This window comes from Streptomyces eurythermus (genome assembly GCF_014649115.1).
In the GTDB taxonomy this organism is placed as follows: domain Bacteria; phylum Actinomycetota; class Actinomycetes; order Streptomycetales; family Streptomycetaceae; genus Streptomyces; species Streptomyces eurythermus.
In genome coordinates this window covers 41,248-64,624 of record NZ_BMSK01000012.1, presented here as the reverse complement: position 1 = coordinate 64,624, position 23,377 = coordinate 41,248, and the positions used below count along the sequence as shown (strand labels likewise).

At 72.6% G+C, this 23,377-nt stretch carries 22 protein-coding genes and 6 tRNA genes; 19 read left to right on the top strand and 9 right to left on the bottom strand.

What is annotated here, in order from left to right; translation table 11 throughout:
* The first annotated feature begins 365 nt into the window (after positions 1–365).
* Positions 366–1,598, top strand: coding sequence for a uroporphyrinogen-III C-methyltransferase (gene cobA, locus IE251_RS22985; protein ID WP_189754899.1), 1,233 nt, complete (start codon positions 366–368; stop codon positions 1,596–1,598).
* A 122-nt stretch (positions 1,599–1,720) separates the two neighbouring features.
* Positions 1,721–2,539, top strand: coding sequence for a TrmH family RNA methyltransferase (locus IE251_RS22980; RefSeq protein ID WP_189754898.1), 819 nt, complete (start codon positions 1,721–1,723; stop codon positions 2,537–2,539).
* Between the two features lie 157 nt (positions 2,540–2,696).
* On the opposite strand, the gene IE251_RS22975 is transcribed toward IE251_RS22980, so the two are convergent.
* Positions 2,697–4,139 (bottom strand): serine/threonine-protein kinase, encoded by a 1,443-nt coding sequence (locus tag IE251_RS22975; RefSeq protein WP_229896899.1) that lies wholly within the window; start codon positions 4,137–4,139, stop codon positions 2,697–2,699.
* A gap of 603 nt (positions 4,140–4,742) precedes the next feature.
* Between IE251_RS22975 and IE251_RS22970 the strand changes: the two genes are divergently transcribed.
* From IE251_RS22970 to IE251_RS22960, 3 genes are all read left to right on the top strand, one after another.
* Positions 4,743–4,919: a hypothetical protein gene (locus IE251_RS22970; RefSeq protein ID WP_030613749.1), complete on the top strand. Its 177-nt coding sequence runs from the start codon at positions 4,743–4,745 to the stop codon at positions 4,917–4,919.
* 251 nt (positions 4,920–5,170) lie between these two features.
* Positions 5,171–6,175, top strand: coding sequence for a phosphotransferase family protein (locus IE251_RS22965; RefSeq protein WP_189754897.1), 1,005 nt, complete (start codon positions 5,171–5,173; stop codon positions 6,173–6,175).
* An 80-nt stretch (positions 6,176–6,255) separates the two neighbouring features.
* Positions 6,256–6,555 (top strand): TFIIB-type zinc ribbon-containing protein, encoded by a 300-nt coding sequence (locus IE251_RS22960; protein WP_189754896.1) that lies wholly within the window; start codon positions 6,256–6,258, stop codon positions 6,553–6,555.
* Between the two features lie 52 nt (positions 6,556–6,607).
* On the opposite strand, the gene IE251_RS22955 is transcribed toward IE251_RS22960, so the two are convergent.
* The 5 genes from IE251_RS22955 to IE251_RS22935 all read right to left on the bottom strand — a co-directional run bounded on the left by IE251_RS22955 (position 6,608) and on the right by IE251_RS22935 (position 7,076).
* Positions 6,608–6,679: transfer RNA gene (locus tag IE251_RS22955), tRNA-Val, on the bottom strand.
* A gap of 29 nt (positions 6,680–6,708) precedes the next feature.
* Positions 6,709–6,780: transfer RNA gene (locus IE251_RS22950), tRNA-Val, on the bottom strand.
* A 38-nt stretch (positions 6,781–6,818) separates the two neighbouring features.
* A tRNA-Val gene (locus IE251_RS22945) sits at positions 6,819–6,890 on the bottom strand.
* Position 6,891: 1 nt separating this feature from the next.
* A tRNA-Cys gene (locus tag IE251_RS22940) sits at positions 6,892–6,965 on the bottom strand.
* 38 nt (positions 6,966–7,003) lie between these two features.
* Positions 7,004–7,076: transfer RNA gene (locus IE251_RS22935), tRNA-Gly, on the bottom strand.
* A gap of 178 nt (positions 7,077–7,254) precedes the next feature.
* Between IE251_RS22935 and IE251_RS22930 the strand changes: the two genes are divergently transcribed.
* From IE251_RS22930 to IE251_RS22920, 3 genes are all read left to right on the top strand, one after another.
* Positions 7,255–8,310 (top strand): chorismate-binding protein, encoded by a 1,056-nt coding sequence (locus IE251_RS22930; protein WP_189754895.1) that lies wholly within the window; start codon positions 7,255–7,257, stop codon positions 8,308–8,310.
* Positions 8,307–9,128: an aminotransferase class IV gene (locus tag IE251_RS22925; protein WP_189754894.1), complete on the top strand. Its 822-nt coding sequence runs from the start codon at positions 8,307–8,309 to the stop codon at positions 9,126–9,128. The genes IE251_RS22930 and IE251_RS22925 overlap by 4 nt, the downstream gene beginning before the upstream one ends.
* Positions 9,129–9,249: 121 nt before the next feature.
* Entirely contained in the window at positions 9,250–10,074 is an 825-nt protein-coding gene (locus tag IE251_RS22920) for a GNAT family N-acetyltransferase (protein WP_189754893.1), read from the top strand.
* A gap of 129 nt (positions 10,075–10,203) precedes the next feature.
* Here IE251_RS22920 and IE251_RS22915 read toward each other — a convergent pair whose 3' ends face one another.
* Positions 10,204–10,737: a DsbA family protein gene (locus IE251_RS22915; protein WP_189754892.1), complete on the bottom strand. Its 534-nt coding sequence runs from the start codon at positions 10,735–10,737 to the stop codon at positions 10,204–10,206.
* Between the two features lie 185 nt (positions 10,738–10,922).
* Here IE251_RS22915 and IE251_RS22910 point away from each other — a divergent pair, with 185 nt between their 5' ends.
* Together IE251_RS22910 and IE251_RS22905 are read left to right on the top strand one after the other, a co-directional pair.
* Positions 10,923–11,378 carry a hypothetical protein gene (locus IE251_RS22910; RefSeq protein ID WP_189754891.1) on the top strand — a complete coding sequence of 152 codons (456 nt, stop codon included), beginning with the start codon at positions 10,923–10,925 and terminating at the stop codon, positions 11,376–11,378.
* Positions 11,379–11,531: 153 nt separating this feature from the next.
* Entirely contained in the window at positions 11,532–11,684 is a 153-nt protein-coding gene (locus IE251_RS22905) for a hypothetical protein (protein WP_167345734.1), read from the top strand.
* 96 nt (positions 11,685–11,780) lie between these two features.
* On the opposite strand, the gene IE251_RS22900 is transcribed toward IE251_RS22905, so the two are convergent.
* Positions 11,781–12,341 carry a CGNR zinc finger domain-containing protein gene (locus IE251_RS22900; RefSeq protein ID WP_189754890.1) on the bottom strand — a complete coding sequence of 187 codons (561 nt, stop codon included), beginning with the start codon at positions 12,339–12,341 and terminating at the stop codon, positions 11,781–11,783.
* Positions 12,342–12,740: 399 nt separating this feature from the next.
* Positions 12,741–13,154, bottom strand: coding sequence for an SsgA family sporulation/cell division regulator (locus IE251_RS22895; protein WP_010351314.1), 414 nt, complete (start codon positions 13,152–13,154; stop codon positions 12,741–12,743).
* 191 nt (positions 13,155–13,345) lie between these two features.
* Between IE251_RS22895 and IE251_RS22890 the strand changes: the two genes are divergently transcribed.
* The 9 genes from IE251_RS22890 to IE251_RS22850 all read left to right on the top strand — a co-directional run bounded on the left by IE251_RS22890 (position 13,346) and on the right by IE251_RS22850 (position 23,371).
* Positions 13,346–13,810, top strand: a complete 465-nt coding sequence (locus IE251_RS22890; protein WP_189754889.1) for a TIGR02611 family protein — start codon at positions 13,346–13,348, stop codon at positions 13,808–13,810.
* 85 nt (positions 13,811–13,895) lie between these two features.
* Positions 13,896–13,967: transfer RNA gene (locus IE251_RS22885), tRNA-Val, on the top strand.
* 699 nt (positions 13,968–14,666) lie between these two features.
* Positions 14,667–15,695, top strand: coding sequence for an alpha/beta fold hydrolase (locus tag IE251_RS22880; RefSeq protein ID WP_189754888.1), 1,029 nt, complete (start codon positions 14,667–14,669; stop codon positions 15,693–15,695).
* Positions 15,696–15,936: 241 nt separating this feature from the next.
* Positions 15,937–17,220, top strand: a complete 1,284-nt coding sequence (locus IE251_RS22875; protein WP_189754887.1) for an ABC transporter substrate-binding protein — start codon at positions 15,937–15,939, stop codon at positions 17,218–17,220.
* Positions 17,220–18,191 (top strand): carbohydrate ABC transporter permease, encoded by a 972-nt coding sequence (locus IE251_RS22870; RefSeq protein WP_030613779.1) that lies wholly within the window; start codon positions 17,220–17,222, stop codon positions 18,189–18,191. Before IE251_RS22875 ends, IE251_RS22870 begins: the two co-directional genes overlap by 1 nt.
* Positions 18,188–19,087 carry a carbohydrate ABC transporter permease gene (locus IE251_RS22865; RefSeq protein WP_189754886.1) on the top strand — a complete coding sequence of 300 codons (900 nt, stop codon included), beginning with the start codon at positions 18,188–18,190 and terminating at the stop codon, positions 19,085–19,087. Before IE251_RS22870 ends, IE251_RS22865 begins: the two co-directional genes overlap by 4 nt.
* A gap of 3 nt (positions 19,088–19,090) precedes the next feature.
* On the top strand, positions 19,091–19,681 hold the full coding sequence (locus tag IE251_RS22860) for a hypothetical protein (RefSeq protein ID WP_189754885.1): 591 nt from the start codon (positions 19,091–19,093) through the stop codon (positions 19,679–19,681).
* Between the two features lie 375 nt (positions 19,682–20,056).
* Positions 20,057–22,801 (top strand): exo-rhamnogalacturonan lyase family protein, encoded by a 2,745-nt coding sequence (locus IE251_RS22855; protein ID WP_189754884.1) that lies wholly within the window; start codon positions 20,057–20,059, stop codon positions 22,799–22,801.
* A 123-nt stretch (positions 22,802–22,924) separates the two neighbouring features.
* Positions 22,925–23,371, top strand: a complete 447-nt coding sequence (locus IE251_RS22850) for an SRPBCC family protein (RefSeq protein WP_189754883.1) — start codon at positions 22,925–22,927, stop codon at positions 23,369–23,371.
* Positions 23,372–23,377 lie beyond the last annotated feature (6 nt).

Here is a 23,377-nt window from a genome sequence, read left to right as displayed (position 1 = left end):
CCGGGCGCCTTCCACCGTCCACGGGCCGGTGTCGGGTGTCTGCTGATGCCTTCCGCCGTCCCCGGGCCGGTCGCCTGGTCGACGCTTCTGGCGTCCTCGGGCCGGTCGCCGACCGCCTGCCGAGGCCCTCTTGCGTCCTCGGGCCGGTCGCCGGCGCCTGTCGATGCCTCCCGGTGTCCACGGGGGCCGGTGCCGAGCACCCGCGGACGCCCTCCCGCGCCGTCCACGGATCCGCACCCTCCGGCCTCCACCACGGCCGGTGCCCGGCGTCGTTGCCCAGTCACCGGACACCTGCCCCACCCGCACCGCCACCACCGTAAAATCCGCACGTCAGCGCCACCGCAAAGCCACCGGAGGACGCCCTCATGGCCGAACACCCCGCCTACCCCGTAGGCCTCCGCCTCTCCGGCCGCCGCGTGGTCGTCCTCGGCGGCGGCACCGTGGCCCAGCGCCGCCTCCCCGCCCTGATCGCGGCCGGCGCGGACATCACCGTCGTATCCCCGGAGGCCACCCCCTCCGTCGAGGCCATGGCCGAGGCGGGGGAGATCACCTGGGAGCGGCGCGCCTACGCCGAGGGCGACCTCGCCGAGGCCTGGTACGCCCTCATCGCCACCAGCGACCCCGACGCCAACACCCGCGCCTCCGCCGAGGCGGAGCGGCACCGCGTCTGGTGCGTCCGCTCCGACGACGCCGACCAGGCCACGGCCTGGACCCCGGCGACCGGCCACAGCGAGGGCGTCACCGTGGCCGTGCTCACCACCCACGCGCGGGGCCGCGACCCCCGCCACACCGCCGCCATCCGGGACGCGGTCGTGGCGGGCCTGCGCGACGGCACCCTCGTCGCCCCGCACCACCGCACCCGCACCGCGGGCGTGGCCCTGGTCGGAGGCGGGCCCGGCGACCCCGATCTGATCACCGTCCGCGGCCGGCGCCTGCTCGCCGAGGCGGACGTCGTCATCGCCGACCGGCTGGGCCCGCGCGATCTGCTCGCCGAGCTGCCGCCGCACGTCGAGGTGATCGACGCGGCCAAGATCCCCTACGGCCGCTACATGGCCCAGGAGGCCATCAACAACGCGCTGATCGAGCACGCCAAGCAGGGCAAGGCGGTGGTCCGGCTGAAGGGCGGCGACCCGTTCGTCTTCGGCCGGGGCATGGAGGAGGTCCAGGCGCTCGCCGAGGCCGGCATCCCGTGCACGGTGGTCCCCGGCATCTCCAGCTCCATCTCGGTCCCGGGCGCGGCCGGCATCCCGGTCACGCACCGGGGGGTCGCCCATGAGTTCACCGTGGTCAGCGGCCATGTGGCGCCCGACGACGAGCGTTCCCTGGTCGACTGGCCCTCGCTGGCCAAGCTCACCGGCACCCTGGTCATCCTGATGGGCGTCGACAAGATCGGGAAGATCGCCGAGACGCTCGTCGCCCACGGCAAGCCGCCGACGACGCCGGTGGCCCTGGTCCAGGAGGGCACGACGGCCGCCCAGCGCCGGGTGGACGCCACGCTGGCCACGGTCGCCGAGACGGTACGGTCTGAAGACGTGAAGCCCCCGGCGGTCATCGTCGTGGGCGAGGTCGTACGGGTCGGCCCCGAGCCCGTCGCCTGAACACACCCACGGGGCACCTACCGGGACACCCTCGGGCGACCCCGAGTCACCCCGGTAACCCGGGGTAACACAACCCTTACCCAGCCGTTGGCAGCACACCCAGGACAAGGCAGTATCACCCTGTGGCCGATCTCATCACCGTCGAGGACCCCGACGACCCGCGCCTGACCGACTACACGGGCCTGACCGACGTGGAGCTGCGCCGCCGGCGCGAGCCCGCGGAGGGCCTGTTCATCGCCGAGGGCGAGAAGGTCATCCGCAGGGCCAAGGAAGCGGGCTACGAGATGCGGTCCATGCTGCTCTCGGCCAAGTGGATCGACGTCATGCGCGACGTCATCGACGAGCTCCCGGCCCCGGTGTACGCCGTGAGCCCGGAACTCGCCGAACGGGTCACCGGCTACCACGTGCACCGCGGCGCCCTCGCGTCCATGCAGCGCAAGCCGTTGCCGACGGCCGGCGAACTGCTCCGCACCGCCCGCCGTGTGGTGATCATGGAGTCGGTGAACGACCACACCAACATCGGCGCGATCTTCCGCTCGGCGGCGGCCCTCGGCATGGACGCGGTGCTGCTGTCGCCCGACTGCGCCGACCCGCTGTACCGGCGGAGCGTCAAGGTCTCCATGGGCGCGGTGTTCTCCGTGCCGTACGCCCGCCTGGAGACCTGGCCGAAGGGCCTGGAGTCGGTCCGCGAGGCCGGTTTCACGCTGCTCGCGCTCACCCCGGACGAGAAGGCCGGCAGCCTCGACGAGGCCGCGCCGCACCGCATGGACCGGGTGGCGCTCATGCTCGGCGCGGAGGGCGACGGCCTGTCCACGCAGGCCCTGGTCGCCGCCGACGAATGGGTCCGCATCCCGATGGCCCACGGCGTCGACTCCCTCAACGTGGGCGCGGCGGCGGCGGTGGCGTTCTACGCGGTGGCGACGGGCCGGCCGCAGCCCTGACCTCGAGGGAGGGCGGCACGCCACGCCCCTCCTCGGCGCCCGACGCGTGAAGCCGGCCGCCGGTACGCCCCCCGGGGGGCGTCCGCCGGGGGGCGTACCGGTGCTCGGCGCCCGCGCGTTCCCGGAGCCGTAGGCTCCCGGTGCCGTGAACCGGCGACTAAGCCGGCCGGTCCCACGTGAACCTGCCGTCACCCGACAGCGGCTCGCCGAGCCGCACCGCAAGGCTCTGGTCCGCCGGAGCGCCCGGCTGGGCGTGCCGCTCGCGCCGGACCCCGTCGTCGCCGCCCAGCCCGCGTGCCGGGCCCTGGCAGCCCTGGGCCACCGCGATGCCGAGCGCCACCAGCAGCGTCACCACCACGAACACGAACAGCCGCTGCCGCAGCAGCCGCGGATTGGCGGGCCGCAGACCGGTCCCCGTCGGGCGCCGTCCGGAGGTGCCGCGCGGAGCCGGACGGCCGCCGCCGGAGCGCGGGCCGCCGCCGCGGGGCGCCGGGGTGGGGCGCACCGTACCCGGCCGGGCGGACGCGGCCCCGCCGCGTCCACCGCCGGCGCCACGCGAGGGCGCGCCCTCACGGGACGGCGCGTCGCCGCGCGCGGAGACGCCTCCCCGGGACTGCATCCCGCCCCGGGCCGGGACGCCCGGGCGCGGCGGTGTGCCGGGGGAGCCCCGCCGCTGGGTGCGCTGCGGCTCGGGATAGGTGTCGGCGAGCCGCCCGGTGGGCCGGTCGGCCTCGGCGGCCCGCGGGTGCGGCGGTCGTACGTCGTTCAGCCCCTGCGCCTCCCGGGCCGCGATCTCCTTCAGCCGCAGCGACAGCTGGAGCGTGCTGGGCCGCTCCTCGGGGTCCTTCGCCAGACAGGCCCGGATCAGCGGAGCCAGCGCGTCCGGTACGCCGGCCAGCTGCGGCTCCTCGTGCACCACCCGGTACAGCATCACCTCGGAACTGCCGTGCCCGAAGGGCGAGTCACCGGTCGAGGCGTACGCCAGCGTGGCGCCGAGCGAGAAGACGTCGGTGGCCGGGGTGACCGCCGCGCCGCGCACCTGCTCGGGGGCGAGGAAGCCGGGGGAGCCGACCGCGGTGCCCACGTGGGTGAGCGTGGAGGCGCCGGTGGCCCAGGCGATGCCGAAGTCGATGATCCGCGGCCCCTTGGGGGACAGCAGGATGTTGGAGGGCTTCAGGTCCCGGTGGACGACACCGGCCTCGTGCACGGCGACCAGACCCTCGGACAGGGCCGCGCCGATCGCCGCCGTGTCCGCCGCGCAGAGCGCCCCCTCCTCGGCGACCTTGTCGTGCAGGGAGGGGCCGGGCACGTACTGCGTGGCGAACCAGGGCCGCTCGGCCTCCAGATCGGCGGCGACCAGCCGGGCCGTGCAGCCGCCGCGGATCCGCCGGGCCGCGGACACCTCGCGCGCGAACCGCGACCGGAACTCCTGGTCCTCCGCCAGGTCCGGCCGGATCACCTTCAGCGCGACCCGCTGCCCCTTCTTGTCGGAGCCGAGATACACCACGCCCATTCCGCCCGCGCCGAGCCGTCGGTGAAGCCTGAACGAGCCGACGACGCGCGGGTCCTCGCGCCTCAGGCGCATCATCGCCATGTTCATCCCCGCTGCCCGGTCCCTGTGACGTGGCACAGCTTACGTTTCCACGGCCGCCCGCGCGCAGAGGCCGCGCCCTCTCGGCGGGACGGATTGTGCGGGCCGTCCGGGGGAGGTGAAACCCGGTCAGCAGGCCAGGCGTTAGCGCGACTTCGCGCCGGCCGGGCCGCCAACCCGCCTGCCGCTCCGGGAGGTTGAGCTCGCGCGGAGCCGAGGCACCCCGGGTGGCACCCCCGCCGGGCGCCGGCCGCCGAACGTGCGGGGGCGGGGCCGGACCCCGGACCGGGATCCACCTCCGGTACCCCTTCCGGTACCGGTCCGAGTGATCGAAGTCACTCCACCCGGTGAGCGGGACGCTTCCGGAATGACCGGACAGAGCGGACGACCCCTCCGGGAAGTCCCCGATGCCCGGGCCCGCGTCTCCACCCAGGGGAGTACTTCGCGGCCGGGGGCTCATCCTCCCGGAGGCCCGGCAATCGGTACGAGGGCATGACGTCGGCCCCGGGCGGCCCGCCTAGATTTGAGGGCAAGCGGCGGGTGCGGTACTCGTCCCCCGAGGTCGGACACCCGCCGCTGCAAGCCGACAACCGAACAGTCAGGAGAGGGACCATGGCCCATACGGCACCGCGACGCCCGGCGTTCGCCTCCCGCCGCACGGGCCGCCGCCACCCGCTGGTGGCGACACTCATGGCCCTTCCCCTCGCGGCCCTGCTCCTGCTCGTCTTCGACGGCTGGGAGACGGTGGCCACACAAGCGTCGTCCGTGGGTGCGATGCTGGGGCGCTGAGCGGCGACCCCAGGCCCGGAAGAGCGGTCCGGGCGGGGACATCGATCCATGAAACCCCGTGGGGACGGGGGTACGGCGGACGGCAGAATGCCGGCGCAGCTGGGGAGCTGCGCCGGCATCAGCCGTTTCCCCACAGTTCCCCGTAGGGGGCGCGCTTTCCCCGCGGGCCCTTGGTGGCCGCGGCGAGCGTCCCTCCCCGCGACCGGTCCCAGTACCCTCGGCCGGACAGCCACCCCTTCCCCGAGGCAACGGTGACCGCAGACACAGCCACCAGCGCAGACGCCCCCGCGGACCCCCTCATATCGGCCCTGACCGCCCAGGCCAGGACGGCGGTCCACGGCACCCCGGCCACCTGCCCGTGCGTCAGCACGCCCCTCGCCGTACGCCCCGACGCCACCGTCGTCCGCCATGCCGGCGCCGTGGCCAAGGCCCACGCCCCGGACACCGACCCCGCCGCCCTGGCCCTCCGCGTCGCCACGGCCACCCGTCTCCCCGACGTGCTGCTGCCACCCCTCACCCCCGCCCCGGCCCCCCTGCGGGACCCGCACGGCCTTCTGGTCACCCTCTGGCCGTACGGCGCTCCCGTGGACCGGGACGACCCCGACGCGGCCCCCTGGGAAGCCGTGGCCACCCTCCTGGCCCGGCTGCACCGCACGCCCGTCCCCGCCGGCCTCCCCCCGATGCGCGGCCCCGCCAAGGCCGCCCGCGCCCTCGACCGGCTCCACGCGGCCCTGCGCGCCACGCCCCACGGGCCCGCCCGCCCCGCCGCCCGCCCGGTGCTGGCCGCCTGGGCCGCCCTGCCCGCCTGGGCCACGGCCAGGGCCCCGATGCCCGGCCCGGCCGCCCTCTGCCACGGCGACCTGCACCTCGGCCAGCTCGTCCGGCACCCCGCGCCGGACGGCCCGTGGCGGCTCATCGACGTGGACGACCTCGGCGCGGGCGTCCCCGCCTGGGACCTCGCCCGCCCCGCCGCCTGGTACGCCTGCGGACTCCTCCCGCCCGACGAGTGGACCCGCTTCCTGACCGCCTACCGGAGCGCCGACGGCCCGGCCGTGCCCGCGGACGGCGATCCCTGGCCCGCCCTGGACGTACCGGCCCGCGCGCTCACTGTGCAGACCGCCGCCCTGGCGATCACGAAGGCACTCGCCGCCGGCCGCCCGCTGGACGAGGTGGAGCAGGCCCTGGCCGACGCCTGCGCGCGCATGCCGTCCGCCCCCGCGCCCCCTGGCCGCCGGGCACCCGGAATCCCGGACTAGGCTGCAACCGCCCGGGGCCGGACGGAGTCTGTCCTGGGGAAGCACGAAGCAGTACCGACCGGCGAGGAGTTGAGCCGAGCATGCAGTGTCCGAAGTGCCATGCGCCGATGCACACCTACAACCGCAACGGCGTCCAGATCGAGCAGTGCAGCGGCTGTCGCGGCATCTTCCTCGACTACGGCGAGTTGGAGGCGCTGACCCGCCTGGAGGCCCAGTGGTCCCAGCCGGCCCCGCCCCCGCCGCCCGCCCCGCAGGCCTACCCCCAGGCGGCCCCGCCCGCGCCCGCCTGGGGCGCCCCGCACGGCGGTCACCACGGCGACCACGGTCACTACGGCCACCACCGCCACAAGAGCTTCGGCCACATGCTGTTCTCCAGCTGAGCACACGAAGGAGCCCCCGGCCGTACGAGACGGCCGGGGGCTCCTTGCTGTGTGGACGATACTGGGATTGAACCAGTGACCTCTTCCGTGTCAGGGAAGCGCTCTCCCGCTGAGCTAATCGTCCGGGAACTGTGACCCGCAAGTCACAGACAGTGCGCGATACTGGGATTGAACCAGTGACCTCTTCCGTGTCAGGGAAGCGCTCTCCCGCTGAGCTAATCGCGCGGGGGACCTTCGAGAAGATCCGGGATCCGAAGATCCAGTGGACGATACTGGGATTGAACCAGTGACCTCTTCCGTGTCAGGGAAGCGCTCTCCCGCTGAGCTAATCGTCCTTGGAGGTGGAGACGGGATTTGAACCCGTGTAGACGGCTTTGCAGGCCGTTGCCTCGCCTCTCGGCCACTCCACCAGGAGTGTAGGGGATCGGGATGACCCCTTCTTCCTTCGAGCGGACGACGAGGCTCGAACTCGCGACCTCAACCTTGGCAAGGTTGCGCTCTACCAACTGAGCTACGTCCGCTTGTCGTTTCGGTCCGCTTCCGCGTCCCGGCGACGTGTTGAACTCTAGCGGATTCCCCGGCCAGTACAAAAACGCGTTTGCGCAGCGTGCTGCGGTGCGCCCCGCATACCCCGTGGTCAGCGCCCCCCACAGGACATCCCGGGGCCACCCGGCGGACACCCGACCTAGACTCGACCACGTGCTCCACGACCCCTGCCGACTCCCTCCTCTGGCCCGTTTCGGCGACCGTGTCGCCACGGGCCTGCTCGACGTCACCAGCGACCCGGCCGCTCTGGACTCCACCGGCTTCTGGGCCGTCTGCGCCGACTACGAAGGCCGGCTGACCTGCGCCCGCTTCGCGGACGTACGAGAGGAGCCGGTGCCCGCGCCGCGGCCCGGCCGGTGGCGGGGCCCGGAGCCCGGGCAGTGGACGTCCTCCCTGGACCGCGCCGCGTACACGGCGGCCGTCCGGCGCATCCGCGAGCACATCGCGGCCGGCGAGGTCTACCAGGCCAACCTCTGCCGCGTACTCAGCGCGCCCGTCGCCCCCGGCGCCGACGTGGACGCCCTGACCGCCGTACTGGCCCGCGGCAACCCGGCGCCGTACGCCGGAACGATCCGCCTGCCGGAGCACGGCGTGGAGATCGCCACCGCCTCTCCCGAGCTGTTCCTGCGCCGGGACGGCCGGACCGTGGATTCGGGCCCGATCAAGGGCACCGGGCGGACCGAGGCGGACCTCCTGGACAAGGACTACGCCGAGAACGTGATGATCGTGGACCTGGTCCGCAACGACATCGGGCGGGTCTGCGAGACCGGCAGCGTGACCGTCCCCGACCTGTGCGCGGTGGAGAAGCACCCCGGGCTCGTCCACCTCGTCTCCACCGTGCGCGGCGAACTGCGCCCCGACGCCGGCTGGCCCGAGCTGCTGGCCGCGGCCTTCCCGCCCGGCTCGGTCACCGGCGCCCCGAAGTCGAGCGCCATGAGGATCATCGAGGAACTGGAGCCGGCGCCGCGCGGCCCCTACTGCGGCGGCATCGGCTGGGTGGACGCCGACCGGGGCACCGGCGAGCTGGCCGTGGGCATACGCACCTTCTGGATCGACCGCGCCGACGGCTCCCTGCGCTTCGGCGCGGGCGCCGGCATCACCTGGGGGTCGGACCCGGAAGGGGAGTGGCGGGAGACCGAGCTGAAGGCGGCCCGGCTGCTCGCGGTGGCGTCGGGCGCGTACGAGGAGACCGAGGAGGCCCTCGGATGAGGATCTGGCTGGACGGCGGGCTGCGCGAGGCGGAAACCGCCCGGGTCTGCGTCCTCGACCGCGGCCTGACCGTCGGCGACGGCGTCTTCGAGACCGTGAAGACGGTCAACGGCCGCCCCTTCGCGCTCACCCGGCACCTCGACCGGCTGACCCGCTCCGCCCGCGTCCTCGGCCTGCCCGACCCCGACCACGACGAGATCCGCCGCGCCTGTACGGCCGTACTGGAGGCCAACCCGATGCCGCTGGGCCGGCTGCGGATCACCTGCACCGGCGGCCAAGGCCCGCTCGGCACCGGCCGCGGCGGGCACGGCCCGACCCTGGTGGTCGCCGTCGCCGGGACCGCCCGCCGCCCCGATTCCACCGCGGCGGTCACCGTCCCGTGGACCCGCAACGAGCGCGGCGCCCTCGCCGGCGTGAAGAGCACGTCGTACGCCGAGAACCTCGTCGCCCTCGACCGGGCCCGCCGACTCGGCGCCTCCGAGGCGCTGTTCGGCAACACGGCCGGACTGCTCTGCGAGGGCGCCGCGACGAACGTCTTCGTCGTCCTGGACGGCGAGATCCACACCCCGCCGGTCACCTCCGGCTGTCTGCCCGGCATCACCCGTGCCCTGGTCATCGAGTGGACGGGCGCCCGGGAGACCGATCTGCCGCTGGACGTCCTCCAGCGTGCCGACGAGGTCTTCCTCACCTCGTCCCTGCGGGACGTACAGGCCCTGCACCGCGTCGACGGCCGTGAACTGCCCGGCGCCCGGGGCCCGGTGACCGCCGAGGCGATGCGCGTCTTCGACGAGCGGTCCGGCAGGGACCTGGACCCCTGAGCCGGCGACCGGACCGGCGACGGCGAGCCGAGGCCCACCGGACCAGGGGTCTGGGGCAGGCGTCGGGGCCGGGGCCGAAAACCGGCTGACTCGGCCGGCCGGCACGGGTAGAACCTCTGTGATGACGACAACCCTGCGGCCGGCCGAGCCGCTCCGGCAGAACCCCGACGGGACCCGCTCACGGCGCTACGCGGTGTGCGTGAACAGCCGTCCCGTCGGCGAGATCCACCTCGGTACCTCGCCGTCCCTCGGCGACTCCGTGGCCCGCATCATCGACCTGCGGATCGCCGAGCCCGACCGGCGGCGCGGGCGGGGCACCGTGGCGGCGCTGGCCGCGGAGGAGGTGGCCCGCGGCTGGGGCTGCGTGCAGCTGGAGGCCATGGTGCCCGCCGCGGCGGACACCGCCCTGAGCCTGTTCCGCACCCTCGGTTTCACCGTGCGCAACCGCGGCATGGAGAAGCGCCTGGACGGCACCCCGCCCGCCCTGCCCCCGGGCAGCCGTGCGCGACCCATGACGGGGGAGGAGTTCGACGCCTGGCTGGAGGCGGAGCGCGAGCAGTTCGCGCGTATGTGGATCGAGCGCGGCGTCCCGGAGGCCGCCGCCTACGCCAAGTCCCGGGACGACCACGCACGGCTGCTGCCGCACGGCCTGGCGACGGACGGCACGTTCTTCAGCGTGCTCGAGCACGAGGGCAGCCCGGTGGGCACCCTGTGGGTGGCACTCCAGGAGCGCAAGGCGTTCGTGTTCGACGTGCGGACGTATCCGGCCCACCGGGGCCGGGGACACGGCCGTACGCTGATGCTCCTGGCGGAACACCAGGCGACCGGCTCCGGCCGCCCGGTCCTGGGCCTCAACGTCTTCGCGGGCAACACCCCCGCCGAGGCCCTGTACGCGTCGCTCGGCTATGAAACGGTGACGTACTCCTTGAGCAAGCCCTTGCTGTAGACGGCGCGCCACCGGGCGGACACCTCCGTTCCCGGCGCGGTCCTCAGGCCCGCCCGGCGGCTCGGCCGGTGTTCAGGCTCGCCGGACGCACCGGCCGGTGTTCAGCCCGGCCGGTGGCCCGGCGGTTGCTCAGCCCTGTCCGGGGGCGTGGTCGGCCAGCAGGCGGTCCGCGATCCGCTCGATGCGTTCGCGCAGGCCCTCCTGGCTCTTGCCGCCGTCGAGACGCTCGCCCCCGATGACGTACGTCGGCGTGCCGGTCACGCCGATGGCCTTGCCCTCGGCCTGGTCGGCGTCCACGACCAGGATGTGCCGGCCGTCGATCAACGCGGTGTCGAACTCCTCCGCGTCCAGCCCGAGTTCCCGGGCCACCTCGACCAGGAAGGGTTCCCCCTGACGGTCCAGCTCCGCCACCCGCTCCAGCACGGCCTCCACGTACGGCCAGCCCTTGCCCTGCTCCAGTGCCTCCTCGGCGGCCTGCGCGGCGGCGAAGGAGTGCTTGTGCTTCTCCAGCGGGAAGTGCCGCAGCCGCAGCTCGAGCCGGTCGCCGTAGCGGGCACGCAGGGCGCGTACGTCGTCCAGGGCCGTACGGCAGTCGGGGCACTGCAACTCGCACCAGACGTCGAGGACGAGGGCATCGGTGCGGGCGGGGGAGGGGTCGCTCATGGCCACCAGTCTTCCAGGCCGGGCCCGGGCGGCCCAACCGGACCTCGGTGCGCGAGCGGGCCGGGTACCGGGACCCCAGTAGGAGAGAACCCGGAGATGTCCCTGATGTCCGGCTGGAGCATGGCCTCGCGGGGATCCGGCGGTGCACGATGGAAGCGACGGAGCGAGCCCGCCAGGAGGACCGGATGATCGCCGAGACAGTCTGCTCCGCCGTTTCCGCGGCGGGCCTGGGTATCGCGGTGGTCACGGCCTACCGCAGACGCTTCCTGGCGGCGGCCCGCCTCGCGGCCTGCTCGCTCGTCCCGGTCGGCCTGGTGATGACCGGGGTCGTCGGCTGGCTCGCCGACACCGCGCTGAGTCCCACCGCCTGGGCGGGCTTCGGAGTGCTCGGTGCGGCCTGGCTCCTGTTCACCGGCACCCGGGCCGTGGAGCGCCGGCGCGGGACGACCGGCGCCGAGCGCAGGGCGGCGAGACGGGCGGAGCGGGAGGCGGTGGCCCCCGCGGCCACGGCGCCGCCCCTCGGCGGGACGCCGGCCGGCCCCTCGGCACGCCCTGCCGCACCTCGGACCACCCCCCGGTCCGCCGGCGCGTCGGAGGACTTCAGCGACATCGAGGCCATCCTCAAGAAGCACGGCATATGACAGTCACATAACTGGCCGAAGGGACACACTGAGTCCCCGGGCGGCCGGAATCGTTCACCAGCCGGACGAGACCTCACGGTATTCGGCGAACTCCCGCAAGATCTCCAGCGCTGATCGCGACCGGGCACCGGTTACGCCATGATCGGCGGCGAGATGCTGGACACTACACAGAGCGAGGCCGCGCCGCCCAAGGACGAGCCTCGCGGGTGCCTCTTCGCCCTTTCCCAGCCACCGCTGATGATCTTCCTGGCGGTGATCGGGTGTCTGCTGCTCATGGCTGCGCTGCACGATCTGCTGTTGCTGTGAGCCGTACACGTCCGTCCCGGCGCCACCCGCCGGGACCGACGTCGCATCGGGCACCGTCCGGGCCGCCCGTGGCAGGCAGGCCCCGTCCGCCCCCGCTCAGCCCGCCGCTTCCTTCCGCCGGGCCCGGTAGGCGGCGACATGCAGCCGGTTCCCGCAGGTACGGCTGTCGCAGTAGCGGCGCGAGCGGTTGCGGGAGAGATCCACGAAGGCACGCCGGCAGTCCGGTGCCTCGCAGCGCCGCAGCCGCTCCTGCTCTCCGGCCACCACGAAGAAGGCCAGTGCCATCCCGCAGTCGGCGGCGAGATGGTCGGCCACGGAGGCGCCCGGCGCGAAGTAGTGCATGTGCCAGTCGTAGCCGTCGTGGTCGGTCAGCCGGGGGGTGGTCCCGGCGGCGGCGACCAGCTCGTTGATCATCAGGGCCGCGGACCGGGCGTCCGAGGCCGCGAAGATCGCAGCGAAGCGCCCCCGGAGCCTGCGCACCGCGGAGAGATCCAGCTCCGACAGCGCGCCGACGTCGCTGATCTTGTGACTTCGTACGAAATCGGTGAGCGCCTGGACATCGGGCAGACCGTCCGCCGCCGCATCGTCCTCGGGCGCGGAGTTCACCAGATCCACCACGGTGTCAAGGGCGCACCGGGTGTCGTGGGTGATCAGCACGTTTCGCTCCCTGGCCTGGGGGTCGGGCGGGCGCCCGCCGATGCTGGCCGATGGTAGCGACTCCCGCGCCGGCCGCACCCGTCCTTCCCCGACCCCGATTGCCGTGAGAACGCCCCCGCGCCGCACGGGGTTCCCGCCGCACCGGTCCGCCCGCGAGACCCACGGCCCGGCCCGGCCGAACGACCGACGGGCGACGGCCTACGCACGCCCGCCGTCCTCCGGCCCGGGCATCGCCTACGCACGGCGGTCGCCCGCTCGCGGACCGCAGCCGGCGACGGCAGACCGACGCCGCCCGTGAGCGCTCACGAGGGCGGCGTCGGTCCGTTGCCGTATGCGGTTGTCTTGGCCCGAGCCGTCTCCCCGAGTGGACGGCGCCGGGCTGCTCGGAAGGGCCGGGGCCTAGTTCTCCGCCAGGATGTGCGAGAGCTCCTGATCCAGGTCGAAGTGCCGGTGCTCCGTGCCGGGCGGCACGGCGGCGTCGGTTCGCTTCAGGAAGGACTCCAGGGCCCGCGCGGGGGCCTCGAGCAGCGCCTCTCCCTCCGGGGAGCTGAGGGCGATGCACACGACGCCCTGACCATGGCTGCGGGATGGCCAGACGCGGACGTCGCCGGTGCCGGTGGGCCGGTGCAGGCCCTCGGCGAGGAGGTCGCGGGCGAACACCCACTCGACGGTCTCCTCGGCTCCGGTGTGGAAGGTGGCGTGCACGGCGTAGGGGTCGGCCGTGTCGTACCGCAGGCCTGCGGGGACAGGCAGGGAGGACTCGCTCGACACAACGAGGCGCAGGTGCAGCTCGCAGCTGACCGTGGTGTTCATAAGCGCCAGGGCCTTTCGCTCAGTGTGCGCTCGGGGATTCGCACGTCGGCGAAATCGACATGCCACCTACGGTGCCGTTGTAAACCCCTCTGAGGGTTTTGGGTGTGTTTACGTAACTCTTCCGGCCGAGAACTCGTACCGGATCTACCACCATTCCGGTGACTGGTTTCACTCGGGTAGGGTTTGTCTATATGAATACGGGGAGTGACGAACCGGGCGAGGTCGCCGTGGCATCGGACAAGGCCAAGACAGACCGGCAGGAGACCGCCGAAGGAGCCGGGAGCGGGCTGGGCTCGCGGGCGCCGGAATTCATCAAGTCCCGCCGGCTTCTCCATCTGAGCTGGCAGGTCGGCGTCTTCGTGGTCGGCCTCGCGGTGGTCGTCGCCGGCATCATCATGCTGCCGCTGCCCGGTCCCGGCTGGGTCGTGATCTTCGGCGGCATGGCGATCTGGGCGACCGAGTTCGTCTGGGCCCAGCTCGTGCTCCGCTGGACCAAACGCAAGGTCACCGAGGCGGCCCAGCGGGCCCTCGACCCCAAGGTGCGCCGACGCAACATCACCCTCACCGTGATCGGACTGGTGATCATCGGCGTGCTCGCCGGGATCTACCTGTGGAAGTTCGGTTTCGTCATGCCCTGGAAGATCAAGGACCAGTGACGCGGGCTGGGGGCGGGCGGCGTCCGCGGCCCGGCCCCCTGGTCGGAGGCACCCCCTGACATGGGGTAATGTTCTTCCTGCGCCCGGGCGATTAGCTCAGTGGGAGAGCGCTTCGTTCACACCGAAGAGGTCACTGGTTCGAACCCAGTATCGCCCACCCGGACCGACGGCCCATCTGCGACAGGCAGATGGGCCGTCGGCGTATCCGCGCCGGTGCGGGCGTACGGCGGCGGGCAGGCGCGGCCGGCGGTCCTCGCGAGCCCTTGCGGCGCCCTGGTGTACGTACGGCGGCGCTTGCGGGGTTTCGGGTCCCGGGCCCGCGGTGGGCGCCGGGCATGTGGCGGGGCGTCGGACTCACGGTCGGTGACTGGTTCGACGCGCGGACGTGGCCGGCGGGCCCTCGGCCTCCACCTCACCCCGCGAGGGCGCGTTTTGCCGAACCGGCAACAACCCTCGTCCCGGCCCCGTCACCCACCTGATCATCGTGTTCAGGGCCCCGGGCAAGAGTCACCCACCGTCTCCGACACCCACCCGTCCGTACCCACGCCTCCAGCACCCCGGACCCGTTCCGACCGGCCCCTTCGCGGGCCGCGCCCGACACCGGCCGGCCCTCGGCGCGCCGACCCGCTCGGCCCGCTCCCGGCGCGTCCAACCACCCCGCCCCGCCCTGCCCGGCACTCCTGCCCGCCGCCTGCCCCAGGGCCGACGGAGGGCACCCGCGACGCCAGGACCTTCCCGGGACCGGCAGACCCCACACCTCGTACGCACCCCAGCCCCCCGGAACCCCCCACCCCTCAGGACCGCACCCCGACCCAACCGCCCACCCGTCCCAGCTCCCACTACCTCAGGAGATCCCGTGCCACCCACCGCCACCCCCACCCACCGTCTCGTCCCCTCCCCGGCCGGCCGTATCCACCTGGTCGAGCAGGGCAGCGGGCCCTTGGTGCTGCTTCTGCACGGCTTCCCGGAGTCCTGGTACGCCTGGCGGCACCAGCTGGCGGCACTCGCCTCGGCCGGTTACCGCGCGGTGGCGATCGATGTGCGGGGGTACGGCCGTTCGTCCAAGCCGGAGGCCGTGGAGGCGTACCGGATGCTCGACCTGGTCGCGGACAACGTCGCCGTGGTGGAGGCGCTGGGCGAGCGTTCCGCCGTGGTCGTCGGGCACGACTGGGGCGCGACGATCGCCGCCACGTCCACTCTGACCAGGCCGGACGTGTTCCGGGCCGTGGGGCTGCTCGGCGTGCCGTACACCCCGCCCGGCGGCCCCCGCCCCAGCGAGGTCTTCGCCCGCATGGGCGGAGCGGGCTCGGGCGACGAGCCCGGTGCCGGATCGCCTGGCGCCCACCCCCGCCCCGAGGAGTTCTACATCTCCTACTTCCAGCAGCCCGGCCGGGCCGAAGCCGAGATGGAGCCCGATGTGCGCGGCTGGCTCGCGGGCTTCTACGCGGCGCTGTCCGCCGACACCATGCCCGCCCCCGGCGCTCCCGACCCGCACTTCACCGGGGCCGGCGGGACGCTGCGCGAGCGTTTCCCCGTCGGCGTGCTGCCGTCCTGGCTGGGGGAGCGGGACCTGGACGTCTACGCCGGCGAGTTCGAGCGGACGGGGATGGCCGGGGCTCTGAACCGGTACCGGAACATGGACCGGGACTGGGCCGACCTGGCCGATTGGGCGGGGCGACCGATCACGCGGCCCTCGCTGTTCATCGGGGGCGAGCGGGACGCCTCCCTCGCCTGGCTGGCCGATGCCGTCAAGGCCTTCCCCGAGACGCTGCCCGGCCTTCTCGGTTCGCACATCCTGGACGGTTGCGGCCACTTCGTCCAGCAGGAGCGCCCGGAGGAGACGAACCGGATCCTGCTCGACTGGCTGGCCTCCCTGCCCGCCTGATTCCCCGTCCGGTTCGTTCGGCCCGTCGGTCACGCTTCCCCCACCAGTGGGAACGGCCGGCGGGCCGGACCGTTTCCGGCGGTGGGGGCGGGCAGCGGGCCGGTCGGCCGGTCCGGGCGCCCGCAAGAAAATCCTGTCCGGGTCATTGACGCACCCCTGGCCCCTTCGTACCTTGTGCCAGCAAGCGCTTACTTGAAACGATTCATGCGCGTGGCGGAGATGCTGCGGGGAGGGCCCGACTGTGGGAACCAGGAATCTTGACAGGCGTACGATCCTGAAGGCGGCCGGGGCGTCGGCGGCCACGCTCGGGCTCGCCGCGACCACCGGCTGCGGTGGCGGAAGCGGCTCCGGAAACGGCACGGTGACGATCCGTTACTCCTGGTGGGGTGCCGAGGAGCGGGCCAAGAAGATCAATCAGTCCATCGCCCTCTTCGAGCAGAAATACCCCAAGATCAAGGTCAAAACCGATTTCCAGACGTACGACTCGTTCTGGGAGAAGTTCCAGACCCAGGCCGCCGGCGGAAACCCCCCGGACGTTTTCCAAAACGCCGTCACTTTCCTCAGGAAGTACGACAAGCGCGGAATTCTCCTCGATCTCAAGCCTCAGGTGGAGGCCGGAAATCTGAGCCTGGATCACTTCCGCGCGGGCGTCACGAAGGTCGGCGAGGTCGACGGCAAGCAGCTCGGGATTCCGGTCGGCTCCAACACCATGTCACTCGTCATCGACAAGAAGCTCTTCCGGAAGGCGGGCGTCGAACCCCGGCCGGGCTGGACCTGGGACGAGTACTTCAAGGCCCTGAAGACCATCCACGACAAGACGCGGGTCCCCGGGGACACCGGCTACTTCACCATCATGTACCTGTACGACCTCTACCTGCGCCAGAACGGCAAGGCGTTCTTCACCGACGACGGACTCGGCTTCGACAAGGCCGATCTGACGGAGTGGTGGACGGACGGCCTGGGCCGGGTCAGGGCCGGAGTCGTCACCGACCCCAAGGTCGTCCAGCAGGACAAGCCCAAGTCCTCCCTCTCCGCCGGCCACGGCGCCTCGGAGTTCACCTGGGACAACTTCACCGTCCGCTACTCGGCCGAGGGCGACAGCGAGTACGGCCTCGCGCCCATCCCCACCACGGACGGCAAGCACACCGGCCAGTACCTCGCCTCCCTGATGCTCAGCGCCTCCGCCCGCACCTCGCACCCCGAGGAGGTCGCGCGGTTCATCGAATTCATGGTCCACGACCCCCGGGTCGGCAAGATCATGGGCTACGACCGCGGCATCCTCACCAGCACCGAGCAGTTCGCGGCCTACAAGCCGGCCGACGCGGTCAACAAGGAGATCGCGCGGTACGAGGAGGACACCGCCAAGACCGGCGTCCTCGGCGCGATCACCCCGCACCCTTCCGGTGCCGACACCATCGAGGCCGCCTTCCTGCGCCTCGGCGGCGACCTCGGACAGGGCAGGTCCAAGGTCTCCGACGCGGTGAAGCAGTTCTTCACCGAGGCCGAAGCCGCCTTCCAGGCCTGATGGGAAACGCCGTGACGCTCGTCAAGGACTCCGTGCCCGCGACCCGCGGCGCGCGCCGGGCCGCCACCGCGAGGACGGGGCGGCCGGGCCGGCGGCGGGAGAACCTCGCCGGCTATCTGTTCATGTCCCCGTGGATCGCCGGGTTCCTGCTGCTGACCGCGGGCCCGATGATCGCCTCCCTCTACTTCGCGTTCACCGACTACAACCTCTTCACCAGCCCCAAGTGGGTGGGTCTCGACAACTTCACCAAGATGTTCGACGACCCGCGCTGGCAGAAGTCGGTGGAGGTGACGGCCAAGTACGTCGTCATCGGCACCCCCCTCAAACTGCTGCTCGCCCTCGGCGTCGCCCTGCTCCTCGCGCAGAGCCGCCGCGGCCAGGCCTTCTACCGGGCCGCCTTCTACGCCCCCTCGCTCATCGGCGCGAGCGTCTCGGTCGGCTTCGTCTGGCGCTCGCTGTTCTCCGACGGCGCCGTCGTGGACCGTACGCAGACCTTCCTCGGCTTCCACGTCGGCGGCTGGGTCGGCAACGCCGACTGGGTGATGTACTCCCTGGTCGCGCTCACCGTCTGGCAGTTCGGGGCGCCCATGGTCATCTTCCTGGCCGGGCTCAAGCAGGTGCCCAGGGAACTCTACGAAGCGGCCGAGATGGACGGCGCCGGACCCTTCCGCAGGTTCTGGAACATCACCCTGCCGATGATCTCCCCGGTGCTGTTCTTCAACGTGCTGCTGGAGACCATCCACTCGTTCCAGATCTTCGGCTCGGCCTACGTCGTCTCCAACACCGCCTGCGGACCGGCCGACGCCACCCTCGTCTACACCTGCTACCTCTACCAGCAGGGCTTCAAGAACGCCCAGATGGGCTTCGCCTCCGCCATGGCCTGGATGCTGCTGCTCGCCGTGGCCCTGGTGACGGCCGTCCTCTTCTGGTCCCAGAAGAAGTGGGTGCACTACGAGGAGGACGCCCGATGAGCGCCACCACCACCAACGCCCCGGTGCGCGCGGCCGGCCCCCGGACCCCGGGCCCCGGCCGCCGGCGGGCCGGCTCCCTCGCCTGGCACCTCGGCGCCCTGCTGATCCTGGCCGTCATCCTCTACCCGGTCGTCTGGGTGATCGGCGCCTCGTTCAAACCCAGCAAGGACATCATCAACAGCCTCACGCTGTTCCCGTCCCACCCCATACTGTCCAACTTCAAGGGCCTCGCCGACGGCATAGCGGACATCAGGATCTGGACGTTCTTCCAGAACTCCCTGCTCTACGCGGGCGGCGCGGTCGTCGGTGTCCTGGTCTCCTGCTCGCTGACCGCCTACGCCTTCGCGCGCATCAAGTTCGCCGGCCGCAACCTGCTGTTCTCCCTCATGATCGGCACGCTCCTGCTGCCGTACCACGTCCTGCTGATCCCGCAGTACGTGATGTTCCAGAAGCTGGAACTGGTCAACACCTACGTCCCGCTGCTGATCGGCAAGTACCTCGCCACCGAGGCATTCTTCGTCTTCCTCATGGTGCAGTTCATGCGGAACCTGCCCCGGGAACTGGACGAGGCCGCCCGGCTCGACGGCTGCGGGCACCTGCGCACCTACTGGTCGATCGTGCTGCCGCTGTGCCGGCCCGCGCTCATCACCAGCGCGATCTTCACCTTCATCAACGCCTGGAACGACTTCATGGGCCCGCTGATCTACCTGAACGAGCCCGGCAAGTACACCGTCTCCCTGGGCCTGATGATGTTCCGCGACTCCGACGGCGTGGCCGCCAACTACGGAGGCATGATCGCCATGTCACTGGTCGCGCTGCTGCCGGTGCTGCTGTTCTTCCTCGCCTTCCAGCGCTATCTGATCGACGGCATGGCGACCTCCGGACTGAAGGGCTGAACCATGTCCCAAGCACGGGTGCGGCCGCGCCGGGAGTCCGGGTTCGCGGAGCGGTACGGCGTCTTCGCCGAGTCCCTGCTGACCGGGGTGTGGATCGCGGTGGCCTGCCTCGGCGTGGTCACCTACCCGGCCGCGTTCGCCGCCGGCGCCCGGCACCTGCGCCGGCGCACCGCCCACCAGGGCGGCGGATGGCGGGAGTTCACCGCCGACCTCCGCTCCGCGCTGCGCGGGGGATGGGCCGTCGGCGCCGTCGGCTGGGCCGCCGCGGCGGTCGCCTGGCTGGACGTCCGGGCCGTACGCGCCGGACTGCCCGGCGGGCCCCTGGTCGGGGCCGTGGGACTGCTCGCGCTGCTCGGGCTCGCGGTGGCCGGGCTGCGGGCGGCGGCGGTGTGGGCGCCCGGCGAGCGCTGGCGGGTCCTGCTCGCCGACGCCGGGCGGCGCACCGTACGGGACCCCGCGGGCTCCTTCCTGCTGGTCGGCGGAGCCGTCCTCACCTGTTGTCCGGCCCTGCTCATCGCCCCGCTGGCGGTCCCCGTGCTGGGAGTCGTGGCAGGGGCGGCCGTCGCCGTCGAGGAGCGTTACCGCCGCCGGTGACCCCCGGCCCCGCCGGTCTCAGCGGTGGCCCGCGGAGCGCGCGGCACGGGAAAGGCCGGCAACGCCCCGCACTCCGGGGCCGCCGGAACCAGCGGCCGCCGGAAACCGACGCGCTGGAGCCCGCGGCTACCGAAGTCAGACGCCCGGGAAAGCCCGCGGCCCGGACTCCGGCTTCGCCGAACGGGCGGTTCCCGGACCCGCGCGCCGCTGAACGGGCTGCTTCCGGACCCGGGCGGCACTGAACGACCCGGCCCAGGGGAGCCGGGCAACCGCCACATCCACACCCCTTTTCTCGGACCCCGCGCCCTGAGCGCCGTAGCCACCCCTGTCATGCCCCTGACCGCACCCACCACCCCGCCCATGGAAGGAAAGGTCATGTCCCCCATCCCCCGCAGGTCCCTTCTCAAGGCCGCCGCCGTCGCCGGAGCGGCCGCCCAGCTCAGCTGGGCCCTGGGCGCCCGGGACGCCGAGGCCGCGCCCGCTGCCGCCGCCGACGGCGCCGACCCGGTGACCCTGGACTGGCTGGAGGACGGCGGCCTCGGCGCCGCGCCCGGCGCCACCGTCGGCGTGCCCTGGCCGATGGGCGCCCACCAGGCGGACCAGTCCTTCGCGGTCACCGACGCCGACGGCGGGCACGTCCCCGTGCAGACCTGGCCGCTCGCCTACTGGCCCGACGGCTCCCTCAAATGGACCGCCCACGCCGTCGCCACCGGCACCGGCAAGCTCACGCTCACCACGGGCACCCCCGCCGAGCCCGCGCGGAAGGTCACCGTCGACAGCGGCGGCGGCACCATCGACGTCTCCACCGGCGTCATCACCGCGAAGATCGGCAAGAACGGCTCCACGCTCATCAAGTCCGTCACCCGCGGCTCCACCGAGATCGCCCGCAACGGCCGGCTCGTCCTGCTCCGCCAGCCCGAGATCGAGGACGAGGACCAGGGCGCGGTCAGGACCGAACGCTTCGACGGCGCCGTCTCCGCCGTCACCGTCGAACAGGACGGACCGGTCCGGGCCGTCGTCCGCGTCGACGGCAAGCACCGCAAGGGCGACCGGGAGTGGCTGCCGTTCTCCCTCCGCCTGTACTTCTACGCCGGCTCCGACTCCTTCCGCATGGTGCACACCATCACCTACGACGGGAAGCAGGAGCCCGGCAAGGCGAGCGGCGACTTCATCCGCGGCCTCGGAGTCCGCTTCACCGTGCCGATGCGCGACGCGGCCTACGACCGGCACATCCGCATCGGCGGCGAGGGCACCGGACTGCTGCGCGAGGCCGTCCAGGGCATCACCGGACTGCGCCGCGACCCCGGCGCCGCCGTCCAGGCCGCCCAGTACGAGGGGAGGAAGCTGCCCGACCCCGCTACCTGGGACCAGCGGGTCACCACCCGGCTGGGGTACATCCCGCACTGGGGCGACTACACCCTCGCCCAGCTCTCCGCCGACGGCTTCACCGTCCGCAAGCGCACCAAGAAGGGCCACGGCTGGATCACCGCCGGCGGCGGCCGGCGCGCCTCCGGCTTCGGCTACGTCGGCGGCGCGAGCGGCGGCCTCTCCTTCGGCCTGCGCGACTTCTGGGAGAAGTTCCCCGCCCAGCTCGACATCCGCGACGCCCACACCGACCAGGCCACCGTCACCCTCTGGCTCTGGTCACCCGAGGCCCAGCCCATGGACCTGCGCTTCTACCACGACGGCATGGGCCAGGACACCTACGCCGAACAGCTCGAGGGCCTCAACATCACCTACGAGGACTACGAGCCCGGCTTCGGCACCCCCTACGGCATCGCCCGTACCTCCGAACTCCTCTTCTGGGCCAACGACTCCACCCCCACCGCCGACACCCTCGCCCGGCAGGCCGAAGCCGTACGCGTCCTGCCGCAGCTCGCCGCCCCGCCCAAGCAGCTCATCAAGGCCAAGGTCTTCGGCCCCGGCCTGTACTCCGAGCCCGACCGCTCCACCCCCGCCAAGGCCAGGATCGAGGACCACCTCGACTTCCTCTTCACCTACTACAAGGACCAGGTGGAGACGCGCCGCTGGTACGGCTTCTGGGACTACGGCGACATCATGCACACCTACGACTCCGCCCGGCACGTATGGCGCTACGACATCGGCGGCTACGCCTGGGACAACTCCGAACTCTCACCCGACCTGTGGCTCTGGTACGCGTACCTCAGAAGCGGCCGGTCCGACATCTTCCGCTTCGCCGAGGCCATGACCCGGCACACCGGCGAGGTCGACGTCTACCACCTCGGCACCTGGGCCGGCCTCGGCACCCGGCACGGCGTCCAGCACTTCGCCGACAGCGCCAAACAGCAGCGCATCGCCAACACCACCTACCGGCGCTTCTACTACTTCCTCACCGCCGACGAACGCGTCGGCGACCTCATGCACGCCAACGTCGACTCCGACGAGACCTTCCTCGTCCTCGACCCCCAGCGCAAGGTCCGCACCGACCCCTACACCCCCGACCGGCACGCCCTGTCCATCGGCTTCGGCACCGACTGGAGCGGCCTGGTGTCGGCCTGGCTCACCGAGTGGGAACGCAAGGGCCCCAAGTGGGAGAAGGCCAAGGCACGCGTGCTGTCCACGATGGCGGGCATCGCCGCCCAGCCCAACGGCTTCGTCCAGGGCAGCGGGCTCTACGACCTCGACACCGGCGAGTTCGCCGTCGCCGGCAAGCCGGCCGTCTCCGTCTCCCACCTCTCGGCCGTCTTCGGACTCAACGAACTGTGCGCCGAACTCATCCACCTCGTCGACATGCCGAAGTTCAAGGAGGCGTACCTGGACTACTGCCGCTACTTCAACGCCACCAAGGCCGAACAGGCCGCCCGCTACGGCACCAACTTCGGCACCCTGCTGCTGTTCCAGGGCCACTCGCGCCTCGACGCCTACGCCGCCGTACAGACCGGCGACCCGGCCCTCGCCAAGCGCGCCTGGGCCAAGTTCTACAACTCCGACGGCTACACCGAGTCCGCGCCCTGGAAGACCGAGAAGCTGACCGGACCGGCCGGCCTGGTGGAGGGCCGCGAGGCGGCCTGGGTGTCCACCAACGACACCGCCCTCTACGGCCTCGCCGCCATCGAGAACCTCGCCCTGCTCGGCGACAGGATGCCGGTCCAGCCATGAGGCGGCTGGGGGAGCGCCGCAGCACGGGCGGCGGCGCTCACCCTCCCAGTGTGACCCGGCCCACGGCAGGGCACCTGAGTACGCGTACTCAGATTTATCCGCCCACCCCGTCACACTCGCCCCATGGACCCCCACCACTACCGCTTCCACAGCACATGGCCCCTGCCCGCCCCGCCCGCCGCCGTCTACGCGGTGCTGGAGCGGGCCGACGACTACCCCCGGTGGTGGCCCCAGGTGCGGTCGGCGACCCGCCTGGACGAACACACCGGCCTGATCGTCATCCGCTCCGCGCTGCCCCTCGCCCTCACCGCCACCCTGCGGCAGACCCGCCGCGACCCGGCCGCCGGCGTCCTGGAGGCCGCCCTCTCCGGAGACCTCCACGGCTGGGCCCGCTGGACGATCACCGCCGGCGGCCCCGGCACCCTCGCCCGCTACGAACAGGACGTCTTCGTGGGCCGGCCCCTGCTCAGGCGGCTCGCCCTGCCCGGACGGCCCCTGTTCCGCCTCAATCACCGCCTGATGATGCGGGCCGGACGGCGCGGACTGCTGCGCCGTCTGGAGGCGGTTTGAACGAAG